The 21,358-nt window shown below is 74.4% G+C and carries 18 protein-coding genes; 10 read left to right on the plus strand and 8 right to left on the minus strand.

Annotation, left to right across the window (positions count from 1 at the left end):
- The first annotated feature begins 12 nt into the window (after nucleotides 1–12).
- Both ACWGJO_RS28175 and ACWGJO_RS28180 read left to right on the plus strand, forming a co-directional pair.
- Nucleotides 13–1,287: an MFS transporter gene (locus ACWGJO_RS28175; protein ID WP_452187959.1), complete on the plus strand. Its 1,275-nt coding sequence runs from the start codon at nucleotides 13–15 to the stop codon at nucleotides 1,285–1,287.
- A 115-nt stretch (nucleotides 1,288–1,402) separates the two neighbouring features.
- Entirely contained in the window at nucleotides 1,403–1,975 is a 573-nt protein-coding gene (locus tag ACWGJO_RS28180) for a HutD/Ves family protein (RefSeq protein WP_452187960.1), read from the plus strand.
- Between the two features lie 147 nt (nucleotides 1,976–2,122).
- Here the strand turns inward: ACWGJO_RS28180 and ACWGJO_RS28185 are convergent, their stop codons facing one another.
- Nucleotides 2,123–3,016, minus strand: a complete 894-nt coding sequence (locus ACWGJO_RS28185) for an esterase/lipase family protein (RefSeq protein WP_452187979.1) — start codon at nucleotides 3,014–3,016, stop codon at nucleotides 2,123–2,125.
- Between the two features lie 203 nt (nucleotides 3,017–3,219).
- On the opposite strand from ACWGJO_RS28185, the gene ACWGJO_RS28190 reads away from it, so the two are divergent.
- Nucleotides 3,220–4,533 (plus strand): PucR family transcriptional regulator, encoded by a 1,314-nt coding sequence (locus ACWGJO_RS28190; protein WP_452187961.1) that lies wholly within the window; start codon nucleotides 3,220–3,222, stop codon nucleotides 4,531–4,533.
- A 65-nt stretch (nucleotides 4,534–4,598) separates the two neighbouring features.
- On the opposite strand, the gene ACWGJO_RS28195 is transcribed toward ACWGJO_RS28190, so the two are convergent.
- Nucleotides 4,599–5,354, minus strand: a complete 756-nt coding sequence (locus ACWGJO_RS28195) for an acyltransferase (protein WP_359911850.1) — start codon at nucleotides 5,352–5,354, stop codon at nucleotides 4,599–4,601.
- A 106-nt stretch (nucleotides 5,355–5,460) separates the two neighbouring features.
- Here ACWGJO_RS28195 and ACWGJO_RS28200 point away from each other — a divergent pair, with 106 nt between their 5' ends.
- On the plus strand, nucleotides 5,461–6,231 hold the full coding sequence (locus ACWGJO_RS28200) for a maleylpyruvate isomerase family mycothiol-dependent enzyme (RefSeq protein ID WP_452187962.1): 771 nt from the start codon (nucleotides 5,461–5,463) through the stop codon (nucleotides 6,229–6,231).
- Between the two features lie 165 nt (nucleotides 6,232–6,396).
- On the opposite strand, the gene ACWGJO_RS28205 is transcribed toward ACWGJO_RS28200, so the two are convergent.
- On the minus strand, nucleotides 6,397–7,170 hold the full coding sequence (locus ACWGJO_RS28205; protein ID WP_380353113.1) for an enoyl-CoA hydratase family protein: 774 nt from the start codon (nucleotides 7,168–7,170) through the stop codon (nucleotides 6,397–6,399).
- A 261-nt stretch (nucleotides 7,171–7,431) separates the two neighbouring features.
- Between ACWGJO_RS28205 and ACWGJO_RS28210 the strand changes: the two genes are divergently transcribed.
- Both ACWGJO_RS28210 and ACWGJO_RS28215 read left to right on the plus strand, forming a co-directional pair.
- On the plus strand, nucleotides 7,432–8,250 hold the full coding sequence (locus tag ACWGJO_RS28210; protein ID WP_452187963.1) for an ATP-grasp domain-containing protein: 819 nt from the start codon (nucleotides 7,432–7,434) through the stop codon (nucleotides 8,248–8,250).
- Between the two features lie 62 nt (nucleotides 8,251–8,312).
- Entirely contained in the window at nucleotides 8,313–8,717 is a 405-nt protein-coding gene (locus ACWGJO_RS28215) for a RidA family protein (protein WP_387694414.1), read from the plus strand.
- A 21-nt stretch (nucleotides 8,718–8,738) separates the two neighbouring features.
- Here ACWGJO_RS28215 and ACWGJO_RS28220 read toward each other — a convergent pair whose 3' ends face one another.
- Nucleotides 8,739–10,205, minus strand: a complete 1,467-nt coding sequence (locus ACWGJO_RS28220; protein ID WP_452187964.1) for an MFS transporter — start codon at nucleotides 10,203–10,205, stop codon at nucleotides 8,739–8,741.
- A gap of 105 nt (nucleotides 10,206–10,310) precedes the next feature.
- Here ACWGJO_RS28220 and ACWGJO_RS28225 point away from each other — a divergent pair, with 105 nt between their 5' ends.
- Nucleotides 10,311–11,324, plus strand: coding sequence for an ArsR/SmtB family transcription factor (locus tag ACWGJO_RS28225; protein ID WP_452187965.1), 1,014 nt, complete (start codon nucleotides 10,311–10,313; stop codon nucleotides 11,322–11,324).
- Nucleotides 11,325–11,489: 165 nt separating this feature from the next.
- Nucleotides 11,490–13,793: a glycosyl hydrolase family 18 protein gene (locus ACWGJO_RS28230; RefSeq protein ID WP_452187967.1), complete on the plus strand. Its 2,304-nt coding sequence runs from the start codon at nucleotides 11,490–11,492 to the stop codon at nucleotides 13,791–13,793.
- 154 nt (nucleotides 13,794–13,947) lie between these two features.
- Here ACWGJO_RS28230 and ACWGJO_RS28235 read toward each other — a convergent pair whose 3' ends face one another.
- A complete protein-coding gene (locus tag ACWGJO_RS28235; protein ID WP_387694410.1) occupies nucleotides 13,948–15,204 on the minus strand; it encodes a geranylgeranyl reductase family protein in 1,257 nt (418 codons plus the stop codon).
- Nucleotides 15,205–15,380: 176 nt separating this feature from the next.
- Here ACWGJO_RS28235 and ACWGJO_RS28240 point away from each other — a divergent pair, with 176 nt between their 5' ends.
- Nucleotides 15,381–16,745, plus strand: coding sequence for a M20/M25/M40 family metallo-hydrolase (locus tag ACWGJO_RS28240; RefSeq protein ID WP_452187968.1), 1,365 nt, complete (start codon nucleotides 15,381–15,383; stop codon nucleotides 16,743–16,745).
- On the opposite strand, the gene ACWGJO_RS28245 is transcribed toward ACWGJO_RS28240, so the two are convergent.
- Entirely contained in the window at nucleotides 16,721–17,599 is an 879-nt protein-coding gene (locus tag ACWGJO_RS28245) for a DUF4184 family protein (RefSeq protein ID WP_452187969.1), read from the minus strand. The genes ACWGJO_RS28240 and ACWGJO_RS28245 overlap by 25 nt on opposite strands.
- Before the next feature lie 144 nt (nucleotides 17,600–17,743).
- Complete coding sequence (locus ACWGJO_RS28250) at nucleotides 17,744–18,811, minus strand: NUDIX domain-containing protein (RefSeq protein WP_452187971.1); 1,068 nt, start codon at nucleotides 18,809–18,811, stop codon at nucleotides 17,744–17,746.
- 443 nt (nucleotides 18,812–19,254) lie between these two features.
- On the opposite strand from ACWGJO_RS28250, the gene ACWGJO_RS28255 reads away from it, so the two are divergent.
- Complete coding sequence (locus ACWGJO_RS28255; RefSeq protein WP_452187972.1) at nucleotides 19,255–20,280, plus strand: PfkB family carbohydrate kinase; 1,026 nt, start codon at nucleotides 19,255–19,257, stop codon at nucleotides 20,278–20,280.
- Here the strand turns inward: ACWGJO_RS28255 and ACWGJO_RS28260 are convergent.
- A complete protein-coding gene (locus ACWGJO_RS28260) occupies nucleotides 20,264–21,133 on the minus strand; it encodes a C40 family peptidase (RefSeq protein ID WP_452187974.1) in 870 nt (289 codons plus the stop codon). The genes ACWGJO_RS28255 and ACWGJO_RS28260 overlap by 17 nt on opposite strands.
- Between the last annotated feature and the right edge of the window lie 225 nt (nucleotides 21,134–21,358).

The following is a 21,358-nucleotide window of genomic DNA, read 5'->3' on the forward strand; positions in this document are numbered from 1 at the left end:
TATTGTGACTTTGTGTCGCTTCGAAACAAAATCGGTCCACTCGCGCGCCCGAACCATCATCCCTCCTCCCAGTCTCGCAGCACACCCCCGGCGGCCGACAGCCCCTGGGGGGCCGCACGTGTCGCCCTCACCGCGTTCTTCGCCATCGACGGCTTCCTCTTCGCCGCCTGGGTCGTCCGCATCCCCGACATCCGCAGGCAGGTCGACGCCTCGCACAGCGCCCTCGGGCTCGCCCTGCTCTGCCTCTCCATCGGCGCCGTCCTCACCATGCCGATGATCGGCCGGCTCTGCCTGCGGTACGGCTCGCGCCCGGTCACCGTCGGCTCGCTCGCCCTGCTCAGCCTCGCCGTCCTGCTGCCCGCCCACGCCCACTCGGTCACCGCGCTCGGCGGGGTCCTGCTGCTGTTCGGCGCGGGGTACGGCGGGGCCAACGTCGCGATGAACAGCGCCGCCGTCGACCTGGTCGCGCAGCTGCGGCGGCCCGTGATGCCCAGCTTCCACGCCGGGTACAGCTTCGGCGGGCTGGTCGGCACCGGGGTCAGCGGACTCCTCGCCGGCCCGCTGAGTACCGCGTGGGCGCTCGCCCTCAGCGCCGCGCTGGGCATGGCCGTCACGGTCGGCGCGGGAATCGTCCTGCTGCGCAGCCCGGCGGCGGCAGCCGTCGCACCGGATCGTGCGGGCCGTGCCGCGGAGCCGTCCGGAATCGCGACGGCGGATGCCGGGTCGGTCCGCGCCCGCACCCGACTGCTCGTCCTGCTGCTCGGCCTCACCGCGCTCTGCACCGCGTACGGCGAGGGCGCGGTCGCCGACTGGGCCACGCTCCACCTCACCGACGACGTCCGTGCGAGCTCCGCGGTGGCCGCCACCGGCTACGGCGCGTACGCATTCGCGATGGCCGGCGGGCGCGTCGGCGGTACCTGGCTGTCCATCAGGCTCGGCCAGAACCGGCTGATGCTGCTCGGTGGGCTGACGGCGGCCGTCGGCATGCTGATCGCCGCCCTGGCACCGGTGGTGCCGGTCGCGATCTGCGGGTTCGTCCTGGTCGGCCTCGGCCTGGCCAACCTCTTCCCGCTCGCCATCGCCCGGGCCGGCGAGGCCGGCGGGCCGCAGGGCGTCGCGTTCGCCTCCTCGCTCGGCTACGGAGGGATGCTGATCGGCCCGGTGGTGATCGGTTTCCTCGCCGACGCCGCCGGACTGCCGCTGGCCCTCACCACCGTGACGCTCGCGGCCACGGTGGCGGCGCTCCTGCCGCTGTCGGTCGGGCGGCGGGTGGCAGCCGACAGGTGACAGCCGACAACCGACGGATGACAGATGACAGATGACAGATGACAGATGACAGATGATGAAATCTGTCATCCGTCATCCGCTGTCCGCCATCCGCCATGTGACAGGATGCGGGGCCATGACGAGCAGCGAAGGCTTCCAGGTACTGCGGGCGAGCGAGCGCCCGGCGACGGCGTGGTTCAACGGCGGCGGCGTGACCAGGGAAGTCGCCGGGTTCCCCGCCGGAGCCGGGCTGGACGCCTTCGACTGGCGGGTCAGCCTCGCGGACGTCGCCTCGGCCGGGCCGTTCTCCCCGTTTCCCGGGATCGACCGGGTGATCACCCTGGTCGAGGGCCCCGGCATGGCACTCACCGTCGACGGCACCGAGCGGCTGGTCGACGCGCCGTTCCGGCCGTTCGCCTTCTCCGGCGACGCCACCACCGACTGCCGCCTGCTGGCCGGCCCGGTGGTGGACTTCAACGTGATGACGCGCCGCGGGCGGGTCCAGGCCGCGGTGGAGCTGGCCACCACGGCCACCACGGTCAACGTCCCGGTCGGAGGCACCGTCCTCCTGGTCTGCCTCGCCGGCACGGCCTCCGTCGACGGCGTCGAACTCACCCGCTACGACGCTGCGTTGCTCCACGCCCCGGGCACGTACACGCTGCACCCGAACGGCACCACCGCCGTCGTCGGCTTCCGCACCACCCCCTGACAGCGGGCAGGCCGGTGGGCGGACGGGCCGACACGCCGGCAGCCGCCGCACCCACGCACCCACGCACCGGCACGGAAGCACGGAACGGCGCACCTGCCTCCCGGAACACCCGGAGGCAGGAGCGCCGTCACCGGCCCGCCGTCGGACTCACCCGCAGAACACCGGCGTGGCGTGCACCGGGTCCAGGGCGTTGGTCACCAGGTGCAGCGCCGTCGGCGAGAACGCGATCCCGACGTGTTCCACCAGCGAGACCGGGCAGTGCCCCTGCACCACCTCGTTGTCAACGCCCGGGCCGCTCAGGAACTGGGTCCGCCACGGTGTGACGACCTCGTCGAGGACCGTCGAGACCACGGTGTAGCTCACTCCCGGCACGGTGTCCGGCCGGGAGGCCATCACCTTGTTGAAGTCGGAACCCACCGCCTGGTCCCGGCAGGCCTGGCAGACCGTGAAGATCAGGTCCGCGACGCCCGGGAAGTACGGCACCAGGTTGGTGATCCCGTCGAGCGTCGTGCCGTGGTTGGACGGCGCCAGCCCGACCATCCTGCCGACCTTGGACGCGCCGCCGAGGAACTTGAGGTAGTAGTTCGGCATCATGCCGCCCTGGGAGTGCCCGACGATGTCGACCTTGGCGGCACCGGTCGCGTTGCGCACCAGGTCCACGAACCGGGCGAGTTGGGCCGCCGACTCCGGGACCGGCCCGAGGCCGCCGATCGGCAGCAGCAGGCCGCTGCCGCTGGAGGTGATGCCGGGGATGGTCCCGTAGTCGAGGGCGAAGACGCAGTACCCGAGGCTCTTCAGCAGCGGGGAGAGCGCCAGCCAGTTCTCGTAGCGGTTGGCGAAGGTGCCGTGCACCAGGACGACCGGGTCGGGGTGCGCGGTGCTCGGCCGGCAGGTCCAGTCGTTGGCGCCGGGCGGTGAGGCCACCGTGTCACCGTCGGGCGGCAGGTCGGCGGATCCGTCAGGCGTTGCGGTCACGGCGGCGGCAGCCGGCGCCGAAGGGGACGTGGCGGCGCCCGCCGGCGACGCCGACGCCCCGGCCAGCAGCGCCCCCGCCAGCAGCAGGACGCCCAGCGCGCCACCGGCCCTGCCGCGCACGGGAGTTGCGGGGAAGCGGAGAAGTGGGGTTCTCAACTGTTGCCTCCACAGTGGAAGTTTGTTACCAACAGGTAACCCGAGGGCTCCATCATGCGGTCGCCCCTCCGGCCCGGCCCTTGGGCGTTCCCCAGACCTGGACGGTGTTCTCTGTGACCGGTCACAACGCACCCCACTGCCCGCCCCCGAACACCTCCGACCGGCCGCCGGACTGGCGCGTCCCGGCGATCGGCGGGCTCCCGGCCGACCAGCGACTGCTCGGCGGCGCACGGGAGCTGGCCGAGACCGTGGTCGCCGCCCTGGTGGAGCGGGTGCCAGCCTACCGCCGGATGCCCCGCGAGCAACTCACCGGCGAGCTGACCCGGGACACCGAACGCCGCATCCGCGCCCTCGCCCACACCGTACGGACCGGAGTCCCCGGCCCCGCCGAGGAGTTCACCGCCGTCCGGGAGGCCGCCGCCCGGCGCGCAGAGGAAGGCCTGCCGCTGGACGCCGTGCTGCTCGCCCACCACCTCGGCCTGGAGGTCTGCTGGGAGTTCGTGACCCGGCACGCCCGGGACGGCGACGCCGGCGACCTGCTCGTTCTCAACCGGCTGCTGCTCGACCAGCTCCGCCGGGCCGCCACCGCCGCCGGGGCGGGCTACCTCGACGGCCGGCACCCGGCCACCGACCGGCGCGGCGCCACCCGGCACTCCCTGCTCGGCGCGCTCCTCGCGGGCACCCCCGCCGACGGGGCCGCCGGCCGCGCCGGGCTCCGGCTGCCCACGGGGTACGCCGTACTCTGCCTGTCCGTCGCCGACCACCCCGACGAACACTCCCCCGGCATCGACCCGGGCATCGCCGCCCGCCGTAAGCTCCGCCGCTTCGAGGCCGAACTCGACCACCGCACCCGGCAGTCGGCACTCACCGCACTCACCCCCACGGGCGGCCTGGTGCTCGTCCCGTTCGGGCCGTCACCCGGTCCGGACGGGGACGATCCCGACGAGGCGCCCTGGCCACTGCTCGCCGCCACCCTCGCCGCGGCGGCCCGCACGGCCGGCGCCCCCGTTCTGGCCGGGGCGGCCTCCGCGGCCCCCGCCGAGGTGCCCGGCGCGGCCGCCCTCGCCCACGAAGTCCTGGACGTGGCCCGGGCGTTCGGCCGGCCTCCGGGCCTGCACCGGTTGGACGACATCCTGCTGGAGTACCAGCTCACCCGGCCCGGCCAGGCCCGCTCCCGGCTCGCCGCACTGCTCGAACCGCTGGCCGACAGCGGGGAGTTGCTCATCACCCTGCGCACCCACCTGGCCGGGGGCCTGAACCGCCGGCACACCGCGAGCGCCCTGCACCTGCACCCGAACACCGTCGACTACCGGCTGCGCCGGATCGCCGCGCTGACCGGCCTGGATCCGACGCGCCCCGCCGACGTCCCGCGGATCACCGCCGCCATCGCCGCCCGCACCGCCGAACAGGCTTCCCTCGCGGGGTAGTTCAGGCCGCTCGCGAGTTCAAGGCACTGCACCGGCGAAGAGCGCCGGCCCCTTCGCGAGCGACGTCAGCCCGACTCCCCCGGCAGTCGCAGGTCCCAACCGACCAGGGCGCGCAGCTGCTCCGCGGTCACGCCGTCCGGCACCGGCTGCGGAGCGTCGTGGCGCAGCGGCGGCTGCCAGCCCTCGTCCTCGGTCCAGCGGCGCACCACCTTGGCCGGCGCCCCGGCGACCACGCTGTGGTCGGGCACCTCGCCGCGCACCACGGCCCCCGCCGCGACCACCACGTTGCGGCCGATCCGCGCCCCCGGCAGGATCACCGAACCGGTGCCGATCCAGCTGCCCGCGCCGATCTCCACCGGTTCGTTGCGCGGCCACTGCTTGCCGATCGGCAGCTCGGTGTCCCGGTACTCGTGCGCCTGGTCGCTGATGTACACGCCCGGCCCGGTCCACACGTCGTCGCCGATGACGATCGACTGGTGGCCGACGATGTGGCTGTCCCGGCCGATCACGCAGCCGCCGCCGATCCGCACGATCGGCTCCGGCCCGAGGTCGAGCCCGGGCAGGAACCCGGCGCTGATGGTGACCCGCTCGCCGATGATCGAGAACGGCCCGATGGTGATCCACTGCTCGTTGAACACCGCCCCGAGCGGGAAGCTGAGCGTCGTGCCGTCCCCCAGCTCGCCGAACCGGTACGGGCCGGGGTTGCGGTTGGTGACCGCGCCGGTCCGCTGCACCCAGCGCCAGCCCCGGTGGACCAGGCGTCCGGCGGCGCGGCGGCCACCGGTCCGGACGGCTGAGACGAGGGAACGGGTTATCGGCATGCGCTCACGTTACCGGCCCGTAGCGTCCGCCCGATCGCCGGGAGGCGTCCGAGGAAATGTCCGAAGTCCGCGACCGGCGGCCGATCGCGGTGGAAGACTCCGTCGCATGGAGATCACCGAGCACATCGACGCGCTGCGCCTCGAAGGCACCCGGCTCGCCGAGGCCGCAGCCCGCACCGAGCTGTCCGCCCCCGTACCGACCTGCCCGGAGTGGCGGCTGACGGACCTGCTGCGGCACATCGGCTCCGTCCACCGCTGGGCCGCCACCATTCCCTCCCAGGGCCTGCGGGCCCGGCCGGACGAGGCGGACGCGCAGGCCGCCGTCGGGCCGGTGCCCTCGGACGCCGCACTGCTCGACTGGTACCGCGAGGGCCACGCCGCCCTGGTGGACGTGCTCACCGCCGCGCCCGCCGACCTGGAGTGCTGGACCTTCCTGCCCTCGCCCCGCCCGCTGGCGTTCTGGGCCCGGCGCCAGGCGCACGAGACCTCCATCCACCGCCATGACGCCGACGCCGCCGCCGGGACGCCCGGTCCGGTCGTGGACACCACCCTCGCCCTGGACGGCATCGACGAGCTGGTCAGCGGCTTCATGACCCGCAGCCGCTCCGCGCTGCGCAGCGACCGGCCGCGCACCCTCCAGGTCCGGGCCACCGACGGGGCCGGCTCCTGGCGACTGACTATCACCCAGGAGCCTCCGGTCGTCACCACCGGCGAGAGCTCCGAGCCGGCCGACCTGACCCTCACCGGCCCTGCCCACGAGCTCTACCCGCTGCTGTGGAACCGGCTGTCCGCCGAGCGGGCCACGGAGACCAAGGCGATCGGCGACCAGGACCTGCTCGGTCTCTGGAGCGACGCGGCGGCGGTCCGCTGGTCGTGACGCCGCCGCGGCCGGGCGGCCGCGACGCCCGGGGGCGGCGCCGCCCCCGGGCGAGCGGACCCGAGCGAGCGGACCCGAGCGAGCGGACCCGAGCGAGCGGACCCGGGCCAGCAGACTCGGGCCAGCAGACTCGGGCGAGCGGACCCGGCAGCCGGGGAACTGCCGTCAGCGCACCCAGCGCGCGGGCCGCTTCTCCAGGAACGACCGCATCCCCTCCTGCGCCTCCTCCGAGCCGAAGAGCCGCGCCGACAGCTCCACCAGCTCGTCCGAGTCCCGCTCGAAGGAGCGCACCACCTCGGCGTTGGCCAGCCGCTTCGACTCTGCCAGGCCCTGCGGGGAGCCCAGGCGCAGCGCGTCCAGCAGGCCCTTCAGCACCACGCCGGTGGACTCGGCGGAGTCGGTGGCGCTGGTGATCAGCCCGATCCGGGCGGCCTCGGCGGCGTCGAAGACCTCGCCGGTGAGGTAGTAGCGGGAGGCGGCGCGCGGCTCCAGCTTCGGGCGCAGCGGCAGCGAGATGACGGCGGGCGCGAGGCCGAGCCGCACCTCGGTGAAGGCGAAGGTCGAGGCCGGTCCGGCGACGGCGAGGTCGGCCGCGCCGACCAGACCGAGCCCGCCGGCCCGGACGTGCCCGTCGATGACGGCGATCACCGGCTTCGCGCAGTCCACGATCGCCCGCTGGAGCTCGACCAGGCCGCGCGGGCCGACCGTCGGGTCCGCGCCGGTCGCCTCGGAGAGGTCGGCACCCGCGCAGAACACCTTGCCGGTGTGTCCGAGCACCACCGCGCGGACCTCCGGGTCGGCCGCGGCGGAGGCCAGCCCGGCGTGCAGCTCGGCCATCAGCCGGGTGGAGAGCGCGTTGCGGTTGTGCGGCGAGTCGAGGGTGAGCGTGGTGACGGCGTCGGCGGTGCTGACGTGGACGAGGGGCGCTGCGCTGGTCATCGGCGGGCCTGCTTTCCGGCTGAGGGTGGGTCGGACTGCGGGTGGGTCGGAACTGCGGGTGCGGTCCGGGAGGTGCCCCGGACAACGCGGCACGACTCTGGCATGACCACCCACCCCTCGGCCAGAGCCCACCCGCCCCTCGGCCAGAGCCCACCCGTCCCTCGGCCGGAGCGGACCGGTCGGGCGGTACCGGCTCCCGGCCGCTCCTCCCCGCCGAAATCCGGTGGTGGTGGGCCCCGCACCGGGGGCAGCATCGTCGCCATGACCACCGCCGATCCCGTCCTGCTGCTCGCGCCGCGCATCAACGAGACGGGCCTCCAGCTGCGCACCGCCGCCGGACGCCGCGGCCTGCGGGCGTGCACCGCGACGTCCTGGCAGGCACCGCCCGGGCTGCGCGGCTCGGCGGTGCACGTGTACGGCGGACCGCTGTTCGGCGACGCCGTCGGACGGGAGCTCGGCCTCGGCCTGCTGGAGCCCGCCGCCGACTGGCTGACCCGGCTGCCGCTCGCGCTGACCGGACGCCGGGTCTCCTTCGGCACCCTGGCCGAGGCGCGCCGACTGCGCCGCCCGGCCTTCGTCAAGCCGCCGGTGGACAAGCTGTTCGCCGCCCGGGTCCACCCCGACGGCGGGACGCTGCCGGGGCCCGAACTGCTGGACGGTGACACACCGGTGCTGGTGAGCGAGATCGTCCGGTTCGGCGTCGAGTACCGGCTGTTCGTCCTGGACGGCGCGGTGCGGGCCGGCTCGCGCTACGCCGTGGACGGTGACCTGTCCGTCGCGGCGCTGGAGACCACCGGGGCACCCGGCGGGGAGACCGCCGAGGTGCTCGCCTTCACCGCCGACCTGCTGGCCGCGTCGGCATCGGACGCGCCGCTGCCCAGTGCCGCCGTGGTGGACGTCGGGCGTACGGAGGAAGGCCGTTGGGCCGTGGTGGAGGCCAACGCGGCCTGGGCCAGCGGTGGTTACGCCGCCGATCCGGACGCCGTCCTCGACGTGGTGCTGCGCTCGGGCGGACCGGTCGCCCAACTCCCCTCCACCGACCGCCCGTTCCTGCGCGAACTGCCCGAGGTGGTGCGCTGAGGCCGGTCGGCCGTCGGGGCCTGGGCTTGCGGCTGTGCGGATCATGGATCAGGATCCGCACCATGACCACCTCTCACCTCACCCACATCACCGAACCGCCCGGAGTCGCGCCCGGTACCGGCTACACCCAGGTCGTCACCGGCAGCGGCCGGATGGTCCAGGTATCCGGCCAGGTCGCCTTCGACGAGCAGCGGAACCTGGTCGGCGAGGGCGATCCGAAGGCGCAGGCGCGGCAGGTCTTCGAGAACCTGCGGCGTTGCCTGGCCGCCGCCGGGGCCGGGTTCGAGCACGTCGTGAAGCTCACCTACTTCATGACGGACATCGCCCACCTCTCGGCCGTCCGCGAGGCCCGCGACGAGCACTTCGGCTCCCTTCCGCTGCCGGCCTCCTCCGCGATGCAGGTGGCCGCCCTGTTCAAGCCCGAGGTGCTGATGGAGATCGAGGCGATGGCGATCGTCCCCGAGTAGCCGGCCCGGGGCCGGCGCGTCTCACACCGCGCCGGGGCTCGCCTCCCGCCGCCCGGCCCACCGGACGGCGGGGCGCATCGCCAGGCCCGCCGCGGCCAGCACCGCGCCCAGAACGACCCAGCCGACCATGCCGTACCCGATGACCAGGGCGCCGACCAGCGCCGGACCGGCCATCAGCGCCGCCGCCGTCCCCGCGTTGAACACGCCCTGGTAGGCGCCGTGATCGCGCTCGCCCGCGAGGTCGTAGCTGAGCGCCCAGCCGCCCGCCTGCGCGGCGACCTCGCCGAGCGACTGCAGCGCGACCCCGCCGAGCACCACCACGGCCGCGACACCCGCGGGCAGGCCGTGCGCCAGCGAGACGACCAGGCAGGAGGCGGCCAGCACCACTCCGGCGCGCCCGCAGGCCCGGGCGGCCCCCGTCCGCTCCTCGGTGCCCCGGGTGGCCCGCACCTGCAGGGTGATCACCAGCAGGGTGTTGACGATCAGGGTGCCCGCGACGGTGATCCGCGGCGCGTCGGTCTCCTGGACGATCCAGAGCGGTATGCCGACCTCAAGGACGGCGAACTGCAGGCAGAACAGTGCGTTCAGCACCGTCACGGCCAGGAACGGACCGTCCCGCAGCGCCGGGTTCGGCCGCCGGCCCTGCTTGACGCCCCGGCCCGACGGGTCCGACGGATTCGCGACTCCGGTCTTCGCGGACGGCTCGGACCCTGCTGCCCCGGACTCCGACGCCTCGGACGGCTCGGACAGCTCGGACACTGCCGCCCCGGACGCCGACGGCTCGGACGGCGCCGACGCTCCGGTCATCGACGGGCGCCGCGGGATGTCGAGGCGGTGGAACAGCACGGCGACGGCCACGAAGGAGGCGGCGTCGGCCAGGATCGCCGTCAGGTACACCGGCCGGGTGTCCAGTTGGAGCGCGATCGCGCCGATGGCCGTTCCCAGGCAGATCCCGACGTTGGTCACCACCCGCAGGTGGGCCCGGCCCACCACCCGGCGGTCGGCGGGCAGCACCTCGGCGTAGAGCGCGTTCCGGGTGGCGGCGGAGCCGCGGTCGACGGCGGAGACCAGGCAGGCCAGCGCGACGAACGCCGGGTAGCTGTGCACCAGCGCGTACCCGGCGGTGCCGATCGCCTGCACCGACACCAGCACCACCAGCACCCGCCGCGCGCCCCAGCGGTCGGCGGCCCGGCCGGCCGGCACGCTCGCGGCGACTCCGCACAGGCCGGCGGCGGTCATCCCGAGGCCCAGCTGGGCGGCGCTCAGGCCGAGCACCCGGGTGAAGAACAGCACCGCGACGGAGAGGGAGAGGCCGTTGCCCACCGTGTTGACCAGGGTGATCCCCGCCAGCCGACGGACCGTCGGGTCGGGGTGCAGCCGGCGTCGCAGCGCGGCGGCGACCCCGGTGGCACGGGGGGTCGCAGGCGCAGCCCGGTCTTCGGGCACGGCAGGGGAAGGTGCGGAGGACTCCGCCGTCGAGGTGGTCATGCATGGATCCCACCGCGCGCCGGAGCGGACCAGTACTCCTTTAGGCTCTGGCTGAATCCGAAGCCGGACTGCCCGCCCCGGCCGCTCCCCGCAGAAGGATGCCCCGTGCACCGGTTCACGCTCCGCCTGGCCGACCTCGCCACCACCTGGTTCGCCGTCTCCCCGATCCACGAGGCGGCGCTCAGCCTGCGGATGTGGACCCACCCGGGCGTCTACCACCTCCAGACCAGGGCCTTCGAGCAGCTCAGGCCCGCCTTCGAACGGCTGGACTCCCGTCTTCTGCTCTCGCTCGTCGCCGAGAACCGCTTCGTCCCCGACTTCCTGACGCCGCGCCCCACCTCCCCCTCCCCCGAGTTCCGTTCCGAGATCGCGACCGTCCGGGCGTTCCCGCCGGAGCAGTTGCGCGCCGAACTGGAGCAGACGTTCCTCTCGCACGGCCAACCGCTGCCCGCCGCACTCGCCGCCGGACTCGCCCGCCCGGAAGGGCTGTTGGCGCGGATCGCCGACACACTGGAGGAGTACTGGGAGGTGTGCCTCGCCCCGACCTGGTGGCCGCAGGCCCGCGCCGTTCTGGAGGCCGACCTGGTCTACCGCGCCCGGCTGCTCGCCCACCACGGCGCGGCGGCCCTCTTCGCCGACCTGGACCACCGGCTCCACTGGGAGAACGGCGTCCTGTCGATCAGCCGGAACTGGACGGACGGGGACGTGGAGACGCCCGTGGACGGGCGCGGCCTGGTGCTCTGTCCGACCTTCTTCGTCCGCGGCGCGATCACGATGATCAGCAATGACCGTGCGCCGCAGATCAGTTATCCGGCACGCGGACAGGCCGGGCTGGCCGGCCGGGGCGCGCCGGTGCCGCCGCAGGCCGTGGCGGCGCTGGTCGGCGCGCCGAAGGCCCGGCTGCTCGCGCTGCTCGCCGAGCCCGCCTCCACGACCGACCTCGCCTTCCGCCTCGGCGTCACCCCGGGCGCGGTCAGCCAGCACCTTTCCGTTCTCGCCGCCACCGGCCTGGTCACCCGGGCCCGGCACGGCCGCTCGGTGCTGTACCGGCGCAGCCCGCTCGGGGACGAGCTGACGGGAGCGGGGACCGGGAGCCCATCAGTGGTACAGACCTGTTGACGCATTGGTCCAGTCCTCCTACAGTTCCCATGCCTTCGCCTCCCCACGGCACAGGCATCGATCGCACACGGATCAATGGATCAATGGATCAATGGATCAATGGATCAATGGATCAACCAAGGTTCTACGTCACCCTGTTCAACCCCCACAGCCACAGGGAGAACCATGTCCGCTCGATCCCGGGCCGGGCGCCCGCGCGTGCGCAGCAGACTGCTGGCACTGCTCTCCGTCCTGCTCCTTCCCCTCGCCGCGCTCACCGCGCTGGCCGCCCCGGCGAACGCCGCCGGAAAGCTCACCGCCACCTTCACCACCGCCGACAACGGCTCCTGGTGGCAGGGCACCTACATCGTCCACAACGACAACGCCACCGCGGTGAGCGGCTGGACCCTGGAGTTCGACCTCCCGGCCGGCGTCACCATCGGCAACAGCTACAACGGCACCGCCACCGTCAACGGCCGGCACGTCACCGCCACGGCGGCGTTCTACAACTCCACCGTCAACGCCCACAGCACCACCGAGCCGTACAGCTTCTGGTTCGTGGGCAACGGGCCGGTCTCCACCCCGCTCAACTGCCGTATCAACGGTGACAAGTGCGACGGCTCCGCGGACGTCCCGCCGTCCGCGCCGGGCACCCCGACGGTCACCGAGTCCACCGCGCACACCCTCGCACTGAGCTGGCCGGCCGCCACCGGCGGGGACTTCCCGGTCGTCGGCTACGACGTGCTGAGCGGCGGCACCGTGCTCGCCTCCGGCGCGTCCGCCGGCGTCCTGGTCACCGGCCTGACCCCGGCCACCTCGTACACCCTGACCGTCCGGGCCAAGGACAGCCGCGGCAACACCGGCCCGCTCAGCCCGTCCGTCACCGCGTCCACCTTCGACCCGTCCACCGACACCTCACCGCCCACCGCACCGACCAACCTCCGCGCGACGGCGGTCAGTTCGACGGACGTGAAGCTCTCCTGGAACGCCGCCACCGACAACGTCCGGGTCGCCGCGTACGACGTCTATCAGGGCAGCACCCTGGCGGCCACGGTCACCGGCAGCACGCTCGGCGCGACCGTCGGCAGCCTGTCGCCGTCCACCGCCTACACCTTCACCGTGAAGGCCCGGGACCCCGCCGACAACGCCTCACCCGCGTCCGCCCCGCTCTCCGTGACCACCTCGGACCTGGTCGGCGCCGGAAAGTACGCCCGGGTCGGCTACTTCGTCCAGTGGGGCATCTACGGCCGCCAGTACTTCGTCAAGAACCTGGACACCTCGGGCGCCGCCGCCAAGCTCGACGTCATCAACTACGCCTTCGAGAACATCGATCCGGTCAACCTGACCTGCATGGCGGGCGTCACCAAGGGCACCAGCGGCAACCCGGAGGACCCGGACCAGGGCACCGGCGCCGGTGACGCCGACGCGGACTACGGCCGGGCGATGAGCGCCGACCAGTCGGTGGACGGCGTGGCCGACGACGGCTGGGGCAAACTCCGCGGCAACCTCAACCAGTTGAAGAAGCTCAAGGCCAAGTACCCGAACCTGAAGGTGGTCGTCTCGCTCGGCGGCTGGACCTACTCCAAGTACTTCTCCGACGCCGCCGCCACCGACGCGTCCCGGCAGAAGTTCGTCAAGTCCTGCATCGACACCTGGATCAAGGGCAACCTGCCGGCCTACAACGGCGCCGGCGGCGACGGCGTGGCCGCCGGCATCTTCGACGGCATCGACCTCGACTGGGAGTGGCCCGGCTCCGGCGACGGCCACCCGGGCAACCACTGGAGCGCCAACGACAAGGGCAACCTGACCCTGCTGCTGGCCGAATTCCGCAAGCAGCTGGACGCGTTGGGCGGCTCGCACAAGCTGCTCACCGCCTTCACCCCGGCCGACCCGGCGAAGGTCGCCGCCGGCTGGGACCTCTCGAAGATCTTCGGCTCGCTGGACATCGCCAACGTCCAGGGCTACGACTTCCACGGCTCGGGCAGCGACAACTCCTGGGAGCCGAACCGCACCGGCCACGCCTCCAACCTCTACCAGGACCCGAACGACCCGTACACCACCCACTTCAGCGTGGACACGGCCGTCCAGACGTACCTGAACGCCGGGGTCAACCCGCGCAAGCTGACCATCGGCTTCCCGTTCTACGGGCGCGGCTGGCAGAGCGTCGCGGACGGCGGCGCGAACGGCGCCTGGCAGTCGGCGAACGGCGCCGCACCGGGCCAGTTCTCCGACGAGGCCGGTACCCGCGGGTACAACAACCTGATCACCGGCCTCTCCGGCCTCAAGGTCTACCACGACCCCAAGTCCATTGCGACGTACGGCTACACGGGAGCCGGCGGCCAGTGGTGGACCTTCGACGACGCCTGGTCGATCGCGCAGAAGACCGCCTACCTCAAGTCGAAGAACCTGCTCGGCGGCATGATCTGGGAGATGTCCGGCGACACCCCGTCCGGCACCCTGATGTCCGCGCTGGACACCGGCCTCAAGTAGTCCGCCCGGCCCCGCCCGGGCCCACGTACACGGCCGGGCCCGCGTACACGCCCGCCGCGACCCGGGCCCGCGCAGCCCGCGCAGCAGGCAGCACGGGGCTGGTGCTCCTCCCCGCACCGGGGAGGAGCACCGGCCCCGCATCACGACGGCCGCGCTACCGCGAGGCCATCGCTGTCAGCCGCCGCGCGGCCCGGTACTGCCGCAGCACCTGGGAGAAGGAGGTCTGCCCCTGGGTGGTCCGGGCGAAGGCCCGCCAGGCCGCCGGCACCAGGCAGACCGCCGCGTGGAACAGGTACGGCCGTCGCTCGAAGGCTCCCAGAAGCTGCTTGCCCGCGCGCATCTCCACGCCCAGCCCGGCCTTGACCGCGAACGCGTAGTTCAGCGCCTCGCGCCGCACCGCCGCCGCGTCGCCCGCCTCGGCGACCTTCACCGCCCACTCGCCGGCCAGCCGGCCCGAGCGCAGCGCGTACGAGATGCCCTCGCGGGTCCACGGCTCCAGCAGTCCGGCCGCGTCCCCGGCGACCAGCACCCGGCCGCGGGAGAGCGGCGAGTCCTCGGCCCGGCAGCGGGTCAGGTGCCCGGACTCGACCTGGGGGGTGAACCCGGACAGGCCCAGCCGGCGGATGTAGTCGGCGAGGTACTGCTTGGTCCGCTCGCCGTCGCCGCGCGCCGAGATGACGCCGACGGTCAGGCTGCTGGTCTCGGTCTTCGGGAACACCCAGCCGTAACTGCCGGGCAGCGGGCCCCAGTCGAGGTGGATCCGGCCCGCCCAGTCGGCGGCGACCTGCGCCGGCACCGGGATCTCCGCCTCCAGGCCGAGGTCGATCTGGTCGAAGGTCACGCCGACGTGCCGGCCGATCCGGCTCGCGCTGCCGTCCGCGCCGACCACCGCACGGGCCTCGAAGGTCCGCCCGTCGGCGGCCGTCACCAGCGCCGTCCGGTGCTCGCCGCCCCGCTGCTCGACGCCGGTGACGGTCACTCCGGTGACCAGCACCGCCCCGGCCTGCTTGGCCGCCTGCACCAGGCGCAGGTCGAACTCGTCACGGTTGACCAGGCCGAACAGCATCCGCTTGGACCGCCGCGTGCGGGTGTACCTGCCGTCGTAGGCGAAGGTGACGGCGTGCACCCGGTCCTGCAGCGGCAGCCGGAAGTCCGGCGGCAGGCTGTCCCGGGAGGGGCCGATGATGCCTCCGCCGCAGGTCTTGTACCGGGGGTGTTCGGCCTTGTCGAGCAGCAGCACCCGGCGGCCCTGAGCCGCGGCGGCGTGCGCGGCCGAGGAGCCCGCCGGTCCGGCGCCGACCACCACGACGTCCCAGACGCCGTCCAGCGGCGCGGCCGCGTCGTCGGTCGGACCGTTCTCGGCCGGGCTGTCGAGCGGGCTGCGGGAATCGGAGCTTCCGGAGTCAGTCACGTCGAGCAATCCTATGCGTCCGGCCCCGTCTGGCGAGCGCGCCGCCCCCGCACCGGAGCCACCCGCTCACCCCGCTCCCTCGGAACTCCCCGTTCCGCCCGCCTATGATCGGCACTACCGCAAACCACCTCCTCCGCCCGCTCCACCCCAGGGCGGACCGTCTCCTCGGAGCCCCGATGTCACAGCCCCTGGCCGACGCCGTCCGGTCCCTGATGGACCGTGCCCGCACCGACCTCGCCGAGCTGGTCGCCTTCCCCTCGGTCGCCGACCCGCGCCAGTTCCCGGTCGAGGAGTGCGAGAAGGCCGCGCACTGGGTCGCCGAGGCCTTCGCCGCCGAGGGTCTGACCGGCATCCGGCTGCTGGACACCCCGGACGGCACCCAGTCCGTCTACGGCGAGCTGCCCGGCCCCGAGGGCGCGCCGACCGTCCTGCTCTACTCCCACTACGACGTCCAGCCCCCGCTGGACGAGGCCGCCTGGCTCAGCCCCGCCTTCGAGCTGACCGAGCGCGACGGCCGCTGGTACGGGCGCGGCGCCGCCGACTGCAAGGGCAACATCCTGATGCACCTGACCGCCCTGCGGGCGCTGCGTCAGGTCCACGGCGACGCCTACCCGGTCGGTCTGAAGATCATCGTCGAGGGCTCCGAGGAGCAGGGCACCGGCGGCCTGGAGCGCTACGCCGAGGCCCACCCCGAGCTGCTCACCGCCGACGCCATCGTCATCGGCGACACCGGCAACTTCGCCCCCGGCCTGCCCACCGTGACCGCCTCGCTGCGCGGCATGACGGTCGTCGAGGCCACGGTCACCACGCTGGCCGGCAACCTGCACTCCGGTGCCTTCGGCGGCGCCGCCCCGGACGCACTCCAGTCCCTGGTCCGGATACTGGCCTCGCTGCACGACGAGAACGGCGACGTCGCGGTGGCCGGCCTGACCGCCGACCAGACCTGGTCCGGTGTGCAGTACCCGGAGGAGCAGTTCCGCGCCGACGCCAAGGTGCTCGACGGCGTCGCCCTGACCGGCACCGGCACCATCGCGGACCGCCTCTGGGCCCGCCCGGCCGTCACCGTCCTCGGCATCGACGCCCCGCCGGTGATCGGCGCCACCTCCTCCGTCCAGGCCACCGCCAAGGCCCTGATCAGCCTGCGCGTCGCGCCGGGCTCGGACCCGCACGCCGCCCAGGACGCGCTGGTCGCCCACCTGGAGGCGCAGGTGCCGCTCGGCGCCCGGCTCACCGTCGAGCGCCAGGGCAACGGCGCTCCGTTCCGCGCCGACACCGGCGGCCCGGCGTACGAGGCGATGGGCGAGGCGATGGCCGAGGCCTTCGGCACCCCGATGGTCACCTCCGGCGAGGGCGGCTCGATCCCGCTCTGCAACACCCTGCGCTCGCTCTACCCGCAGGCCGAGATCGTGCTGATCGGCGTCGAGGAGCCGACCACCCAGATCCACGCGGTCAACGAGAGCGTCGACCCGCAGGAGCTGGAGCGGATGGCCCTCACCGAGGCGCTGTTCCTCCGCCGCTACGCCGAACTGCGCTCCGTCTGACGGACCTTCGGGGCGACGCCCCGAGGAGTCCGCCCGACGGCGTCCGGCCGTCCGCCGCGCAGCCGGCGGGCGGCCGCCAGCACCGCCGCGTACCCGACCGCGCCCGCCGCGAGCCCGGCCCCGGCACCGAAGCAGACCTCCGGCACCAGGTTCCGCCGCAGTGGGCTCAGCCGGTGCACCACCCCGGCGGCCGTCGCCGCGCCCAGCAGCGCGACGGCCGCGCGACGGGTTCGGGGCGCGAGCCGCACGGCCGGCCGCACCGGCTCCACGGCCCGCACCGCACGCACCGCCCAGCCGCCCAGCGCTGCCAGGGCGAGCGCCGAACTGCCGTACTGCACCGCCTCGTACAGCGGGACCCCGGCCACCCGCCGGTCCAGTACGGGCAGCAGCCGCACCCCCAGCCGGCCCCCGTGGGTGAACGCGTCCCAGCCGACGTGGGTGGCCGCGCCGATCGCCGCCGAGGCCGCGAACCACGCCGCGCCACCGACCGCCCCGACGCCTGCGGGGCCCCGGGTGTCCCCGGAGTCCCGGGCGTCCGCAGTCCGGCGGGCGGTCAGCGCCTCGGCGCCGCCCGCCCAGCGCTCGGGCAGCAGCGCCACCACCGGCCCGCGCAGCAGCCCGTGCCAGCCGGCCACCAGTGCGCCGGCGACCGCCACGTCCAGCGTCGGCACCGCCCACCAGCGGTGCGTCAGCCCGCCGTGGCCGTACACCCCGGGCAGCAGGGACTCGGCGAAGAACGGGACGTCCGGCGCCATCGACCCGGCGACGAGCGCCGAGGCCACCAGGGGCCCGCGCGCGCCGGCGGCACGCAGCAGGGGCAGGACGGCGGCGGGATGGCTCAGCGTGAACGGCATGCCCCCATCCTCCCGCCCGCCACCGCGGCACGGCGCACCGGAGGTGCACCGGATGGGGTTCCACGGGCCACCGTGCCGGCCTCCCGCCCCTGCCCCGCGCCGACCGAGGGCACCGACCGACCAGCCGCGTCCGCCCTACCGGCCCTACGCCGCGTCCGCCGTGCTCGCCAGCCCGACGGCCACCCGGCTCCCCGCCTCCAGGTACTGCAGCTCGCCGCTCCGCCGCGCGTCCAGCGCGGCCGCCAGCCGCCGGTAGCGCCCCGGCGGCAGCAGCTCGCCGGCCTCGTCCAGGGTGACGAATCGCCAGCTGCGCAGCTCCTCCTGCTGGAGCAGCAGGTGCTGCCGGCCCTCCTCGTCCAGCAGGCCGCCGTCGTACATCAGCCGCAGGCCGCCGCGGCGGGGGCCGGTGCGCGGCTCCCAGTCGACGGCGAGCAGGCGCAGCGCGGACGGGTCCAGGCGCAGGCCCAGCTCCTCGGCGGTCTCGCGCAGGGCGGCGTCGGTGGGGGCCTCGCCGCGCTCGACCACGCCGCCGGGGAAGTCCCAGTCGGGCTTGTAGACCGGGTCGACCAGCAGCACGCGGTCCTGCTCGTCGAAGAACAGCACGGCGGAGGCCACGGTGTCCCCGGTCGGGTCCGGGGTCTGGACGATCGGACAGCGGGCGGCGCCGACCCGGACCAGCTCGGCGATCCGGTGCGCGGTCTCCCGGGGGGAGAGCTCGCTGGTGTCGATCATCCGGGCGTCCCCGACCAGCCAGCGGCGGGCGGCGCGGTAGTGGGGCAGGTGTTCGAGGCACCAGGTGCGGACCCGCTCGCTGCCCTGCGGATCGCCCGGGCACTCCTCGCGGTGGGCTATGCGGTCGCGCAGGATCGTTTCTTCAGGGTCCAGCACGACGTGGTGCACCGTGATCCCGTGCGAGGCCAGATCGCCGAAGATCTCGTCCCGGTAGTCCTCCCTGAGCAGGGTCATCGGGACCACCAGCGGGCCCCCGACCTCACCGAGCAGCGCCGCCGCCGTCTCGGGGACCAGCCGGCGCCAGGCCGCCAGGTCCTGGAAGTCGGACACCGTCGCCAACCGGTCGGCCGGGAGCATCCGGCGCAGGCCGAAGCCCACCAGCTCGGGATCGAAGAGCACGCTCCCGGGCAGCAGTTCCACCAGCTCGCGGCAGGCGCTCGTCTTGCCCGCCCCGAATGTGCCATTGACCCAGACGATCACAACGTCCCCTGCCCTCGACTTCCCCCGGTGCCGTTCGCACCGGGCAGCGCCCCCGTCGGTCGAACCGGCGCCACCCGTGGTGGTACCCGCGCCATGCCGCTCCCCATACCTCTCCGACGCGCCCGCCGCCGCGCCCCGGTCTGCCTCGTGACAGCGGCATGTGCCCAGGTCAGGAGCCCGTGGACGGAAATATGCAGACCGGTCTACATCAAAATTGCACCCCTTCACCACGGCGGGAGCACAGGGCGCCCAATGGGTCGACCTGCCGCGCGCGCCCCGCTCGTACGCTCCGCACGCCCCAACCCGTGCACCCTTGCGCTCCCGCGTGCACGCCCCGTGCCCGCTCTGTGCTCACGCCGTGCCCGCCCCGCGTTCGCCCCCGCGTTCGCCCGTCACCGCCCGCCTCCTTGCGCCACCCGCGCTCCGCCGCGTACAGAGGAACGATGAAGCTGCTTCCCGCCGGTCGGGTCGTCGTCATCGGCTCGGTCAACACCGACCGCATCCTCCGCTGCCCCGTACTCCCCTCTCCCGGCGAGACCGTCCTCGCCACCGGCGCCGCCCGGGGCTTCGGCGGCAAGGGGGCCAACCAGGCGGTGGCCGCGGCCCGGTTGGGGGCGGCGACGCACCTGGTCGCCAAAGTCGGACGGGACGCCGAGGGCGGGGCGGCGCTCGCCGACCTGCGGGGCGCGCAGGTCGAGACGAGCGCCGTGCTCACCCACCCGGACGCGCCCACCGGTCAGGCGATCGTCATGGTCGACCCGTCCGGCGAGAACAGCATCGTCGTCGTACCCGGCGCCAATGCCCACCTCACCCCGGAGGAGGTCACCGCCGCGCTCACCCGCCTCCGCCTGCTCCCCGTCGACGTCGTCCTGACCAGCAACGAGGTCCCCGCGGAATGCGTCCGGGCGGCCGCCGCCGCCCTCCCCGCCGCAGGCCCCTCGGGCGGCACCCGCTGGCTGCACAACACCGCCCCCGCCGGGTCCCTGCCGGAGGCCGGCCCCTCCGGACGCCGCCCGCTGGTCGTCGCGAACGCCGTCGAGGCCCGCCAGCTCACCGGCGCCGCCGACGTCGCCGAGGCCGCCCGGGTCCTGGCCGGACGCGCCGAGGGCGCCGTGGTCACCCTCGGCGGCGAGGGTGCGCTGGTCGCCGTGAACGGAACGTCCGCCCGACTGCCCGCCCCCGCCGTCCGGGTGGCCGACACCACCGGCGCCGGCGACGTCTTCTGCGGCGCCCTGGCCGCCGCGCTCGCCCGCGGCGCCGCGCTGTCCGAGGCGGCCGCCACCGCCGTCGCCGCCGGGGCCTTCGCCGTCACCGGCCTCGGCGCCCGCGGCGCCCTGCCCCGCCCCGCGGACCTCCGACCACGCGTCGGCGAGCACCCGGACCCGCCCGCGCGGCGCCCGTCGGGGGCACCGGACGGACCCGGCACCCCCGACGGGCCGGCGTCCGGCCCCGCTACGGGCGCCCCATGAACGCCGGGTAGTAGCCGCTGCTGATCCCCGAGACCCGGATGTTGGTCCCGGGCCGCGCGGCCTCGACGTACCTGTTGTCGCCCAGGTAGATCGCCACGTGCTGGATGCCCCGGGCGGTCCCGTCCGGTGCCCAGAACAGCAGGTCACCGCGGCGCAACTGGCTCGCCCCGATCGGCGTGGTCGCCGCGTACTGGTCGTTGGCCACGCGCGGCAGGTCGATGCCGCCGCGTCGGAAGGACTGCTGCACCAGGCCCGAGCAGTCGTAGCCGTCCGGCCCGTTGCCGGCCGTGCGGAACGGTACGCCCAGCTGGGCGAGGGCGAACTGCACCGCGGTCTCGACGTCCCGGTCCTCAGCGACCGAGTCGTCGTGGTGGCCCGAGCCCGCGGAGTCCGACGAGGAGCCGCCGCCGGTGCGGTCCAGGTAGATGTCGTAGTGCGAGGTCCAACGCCACTCGCCCTTGCTGTTGCGGAACCAGTAGCGGGAGCCGTCCCAGCCCTCCCGGATCCCACCGGAGGGCGTGCTCGTGGCCTTGGCGGCGGACGCGGAGCCACCCCCGGTGCGGGCCGCGTACACGCTGTAGTGCGAGGTCCAGCGCCACTGCCCCTGGCTGTTCTTGAACCAGTACCTGGAGCCGTCCCACCCGGCGTGCGCCGGGGCGGGCTCGGCGGCCGCGGTGCCGGCGCCGGTGCCGAGGCCGATCACGCCCGCCCCGGTCGCGACCACGGCCACCATGACTATCCCCCGACGGAGTCGCGCGGTGCGGGACGGGCGGGAGGTACGGACGGTGGCGGCGGGCTGCTGCCCGGTCGGTTCGCCGGCGGCCGCCGGCGCGCCGGTGTTGACGGTGGTCATCGTGCTGACTTCCTTCACTGCTGCGGATCGCTGCGGACTGCAGCGGATTGCTGTGACCGGCCAGGGCTGGCCGTGCTTGTCGGCAGGGTCCCCGCCCGGCGCACCGCGGCGTGCCGTGCGGCGGCCGGGAGCCCCGGGGGGGGGCCCCGGGGTTCGGGTATGGCAGCGGGTACCGGTAGGGCCGCCGCCGGGCCCAGCGCGCCCTGGGGTTGGCCCAGGGGATGG

It is taken from the genome of Kitasatospora sp. NPDC054795 (assembly GCF_053611565.1).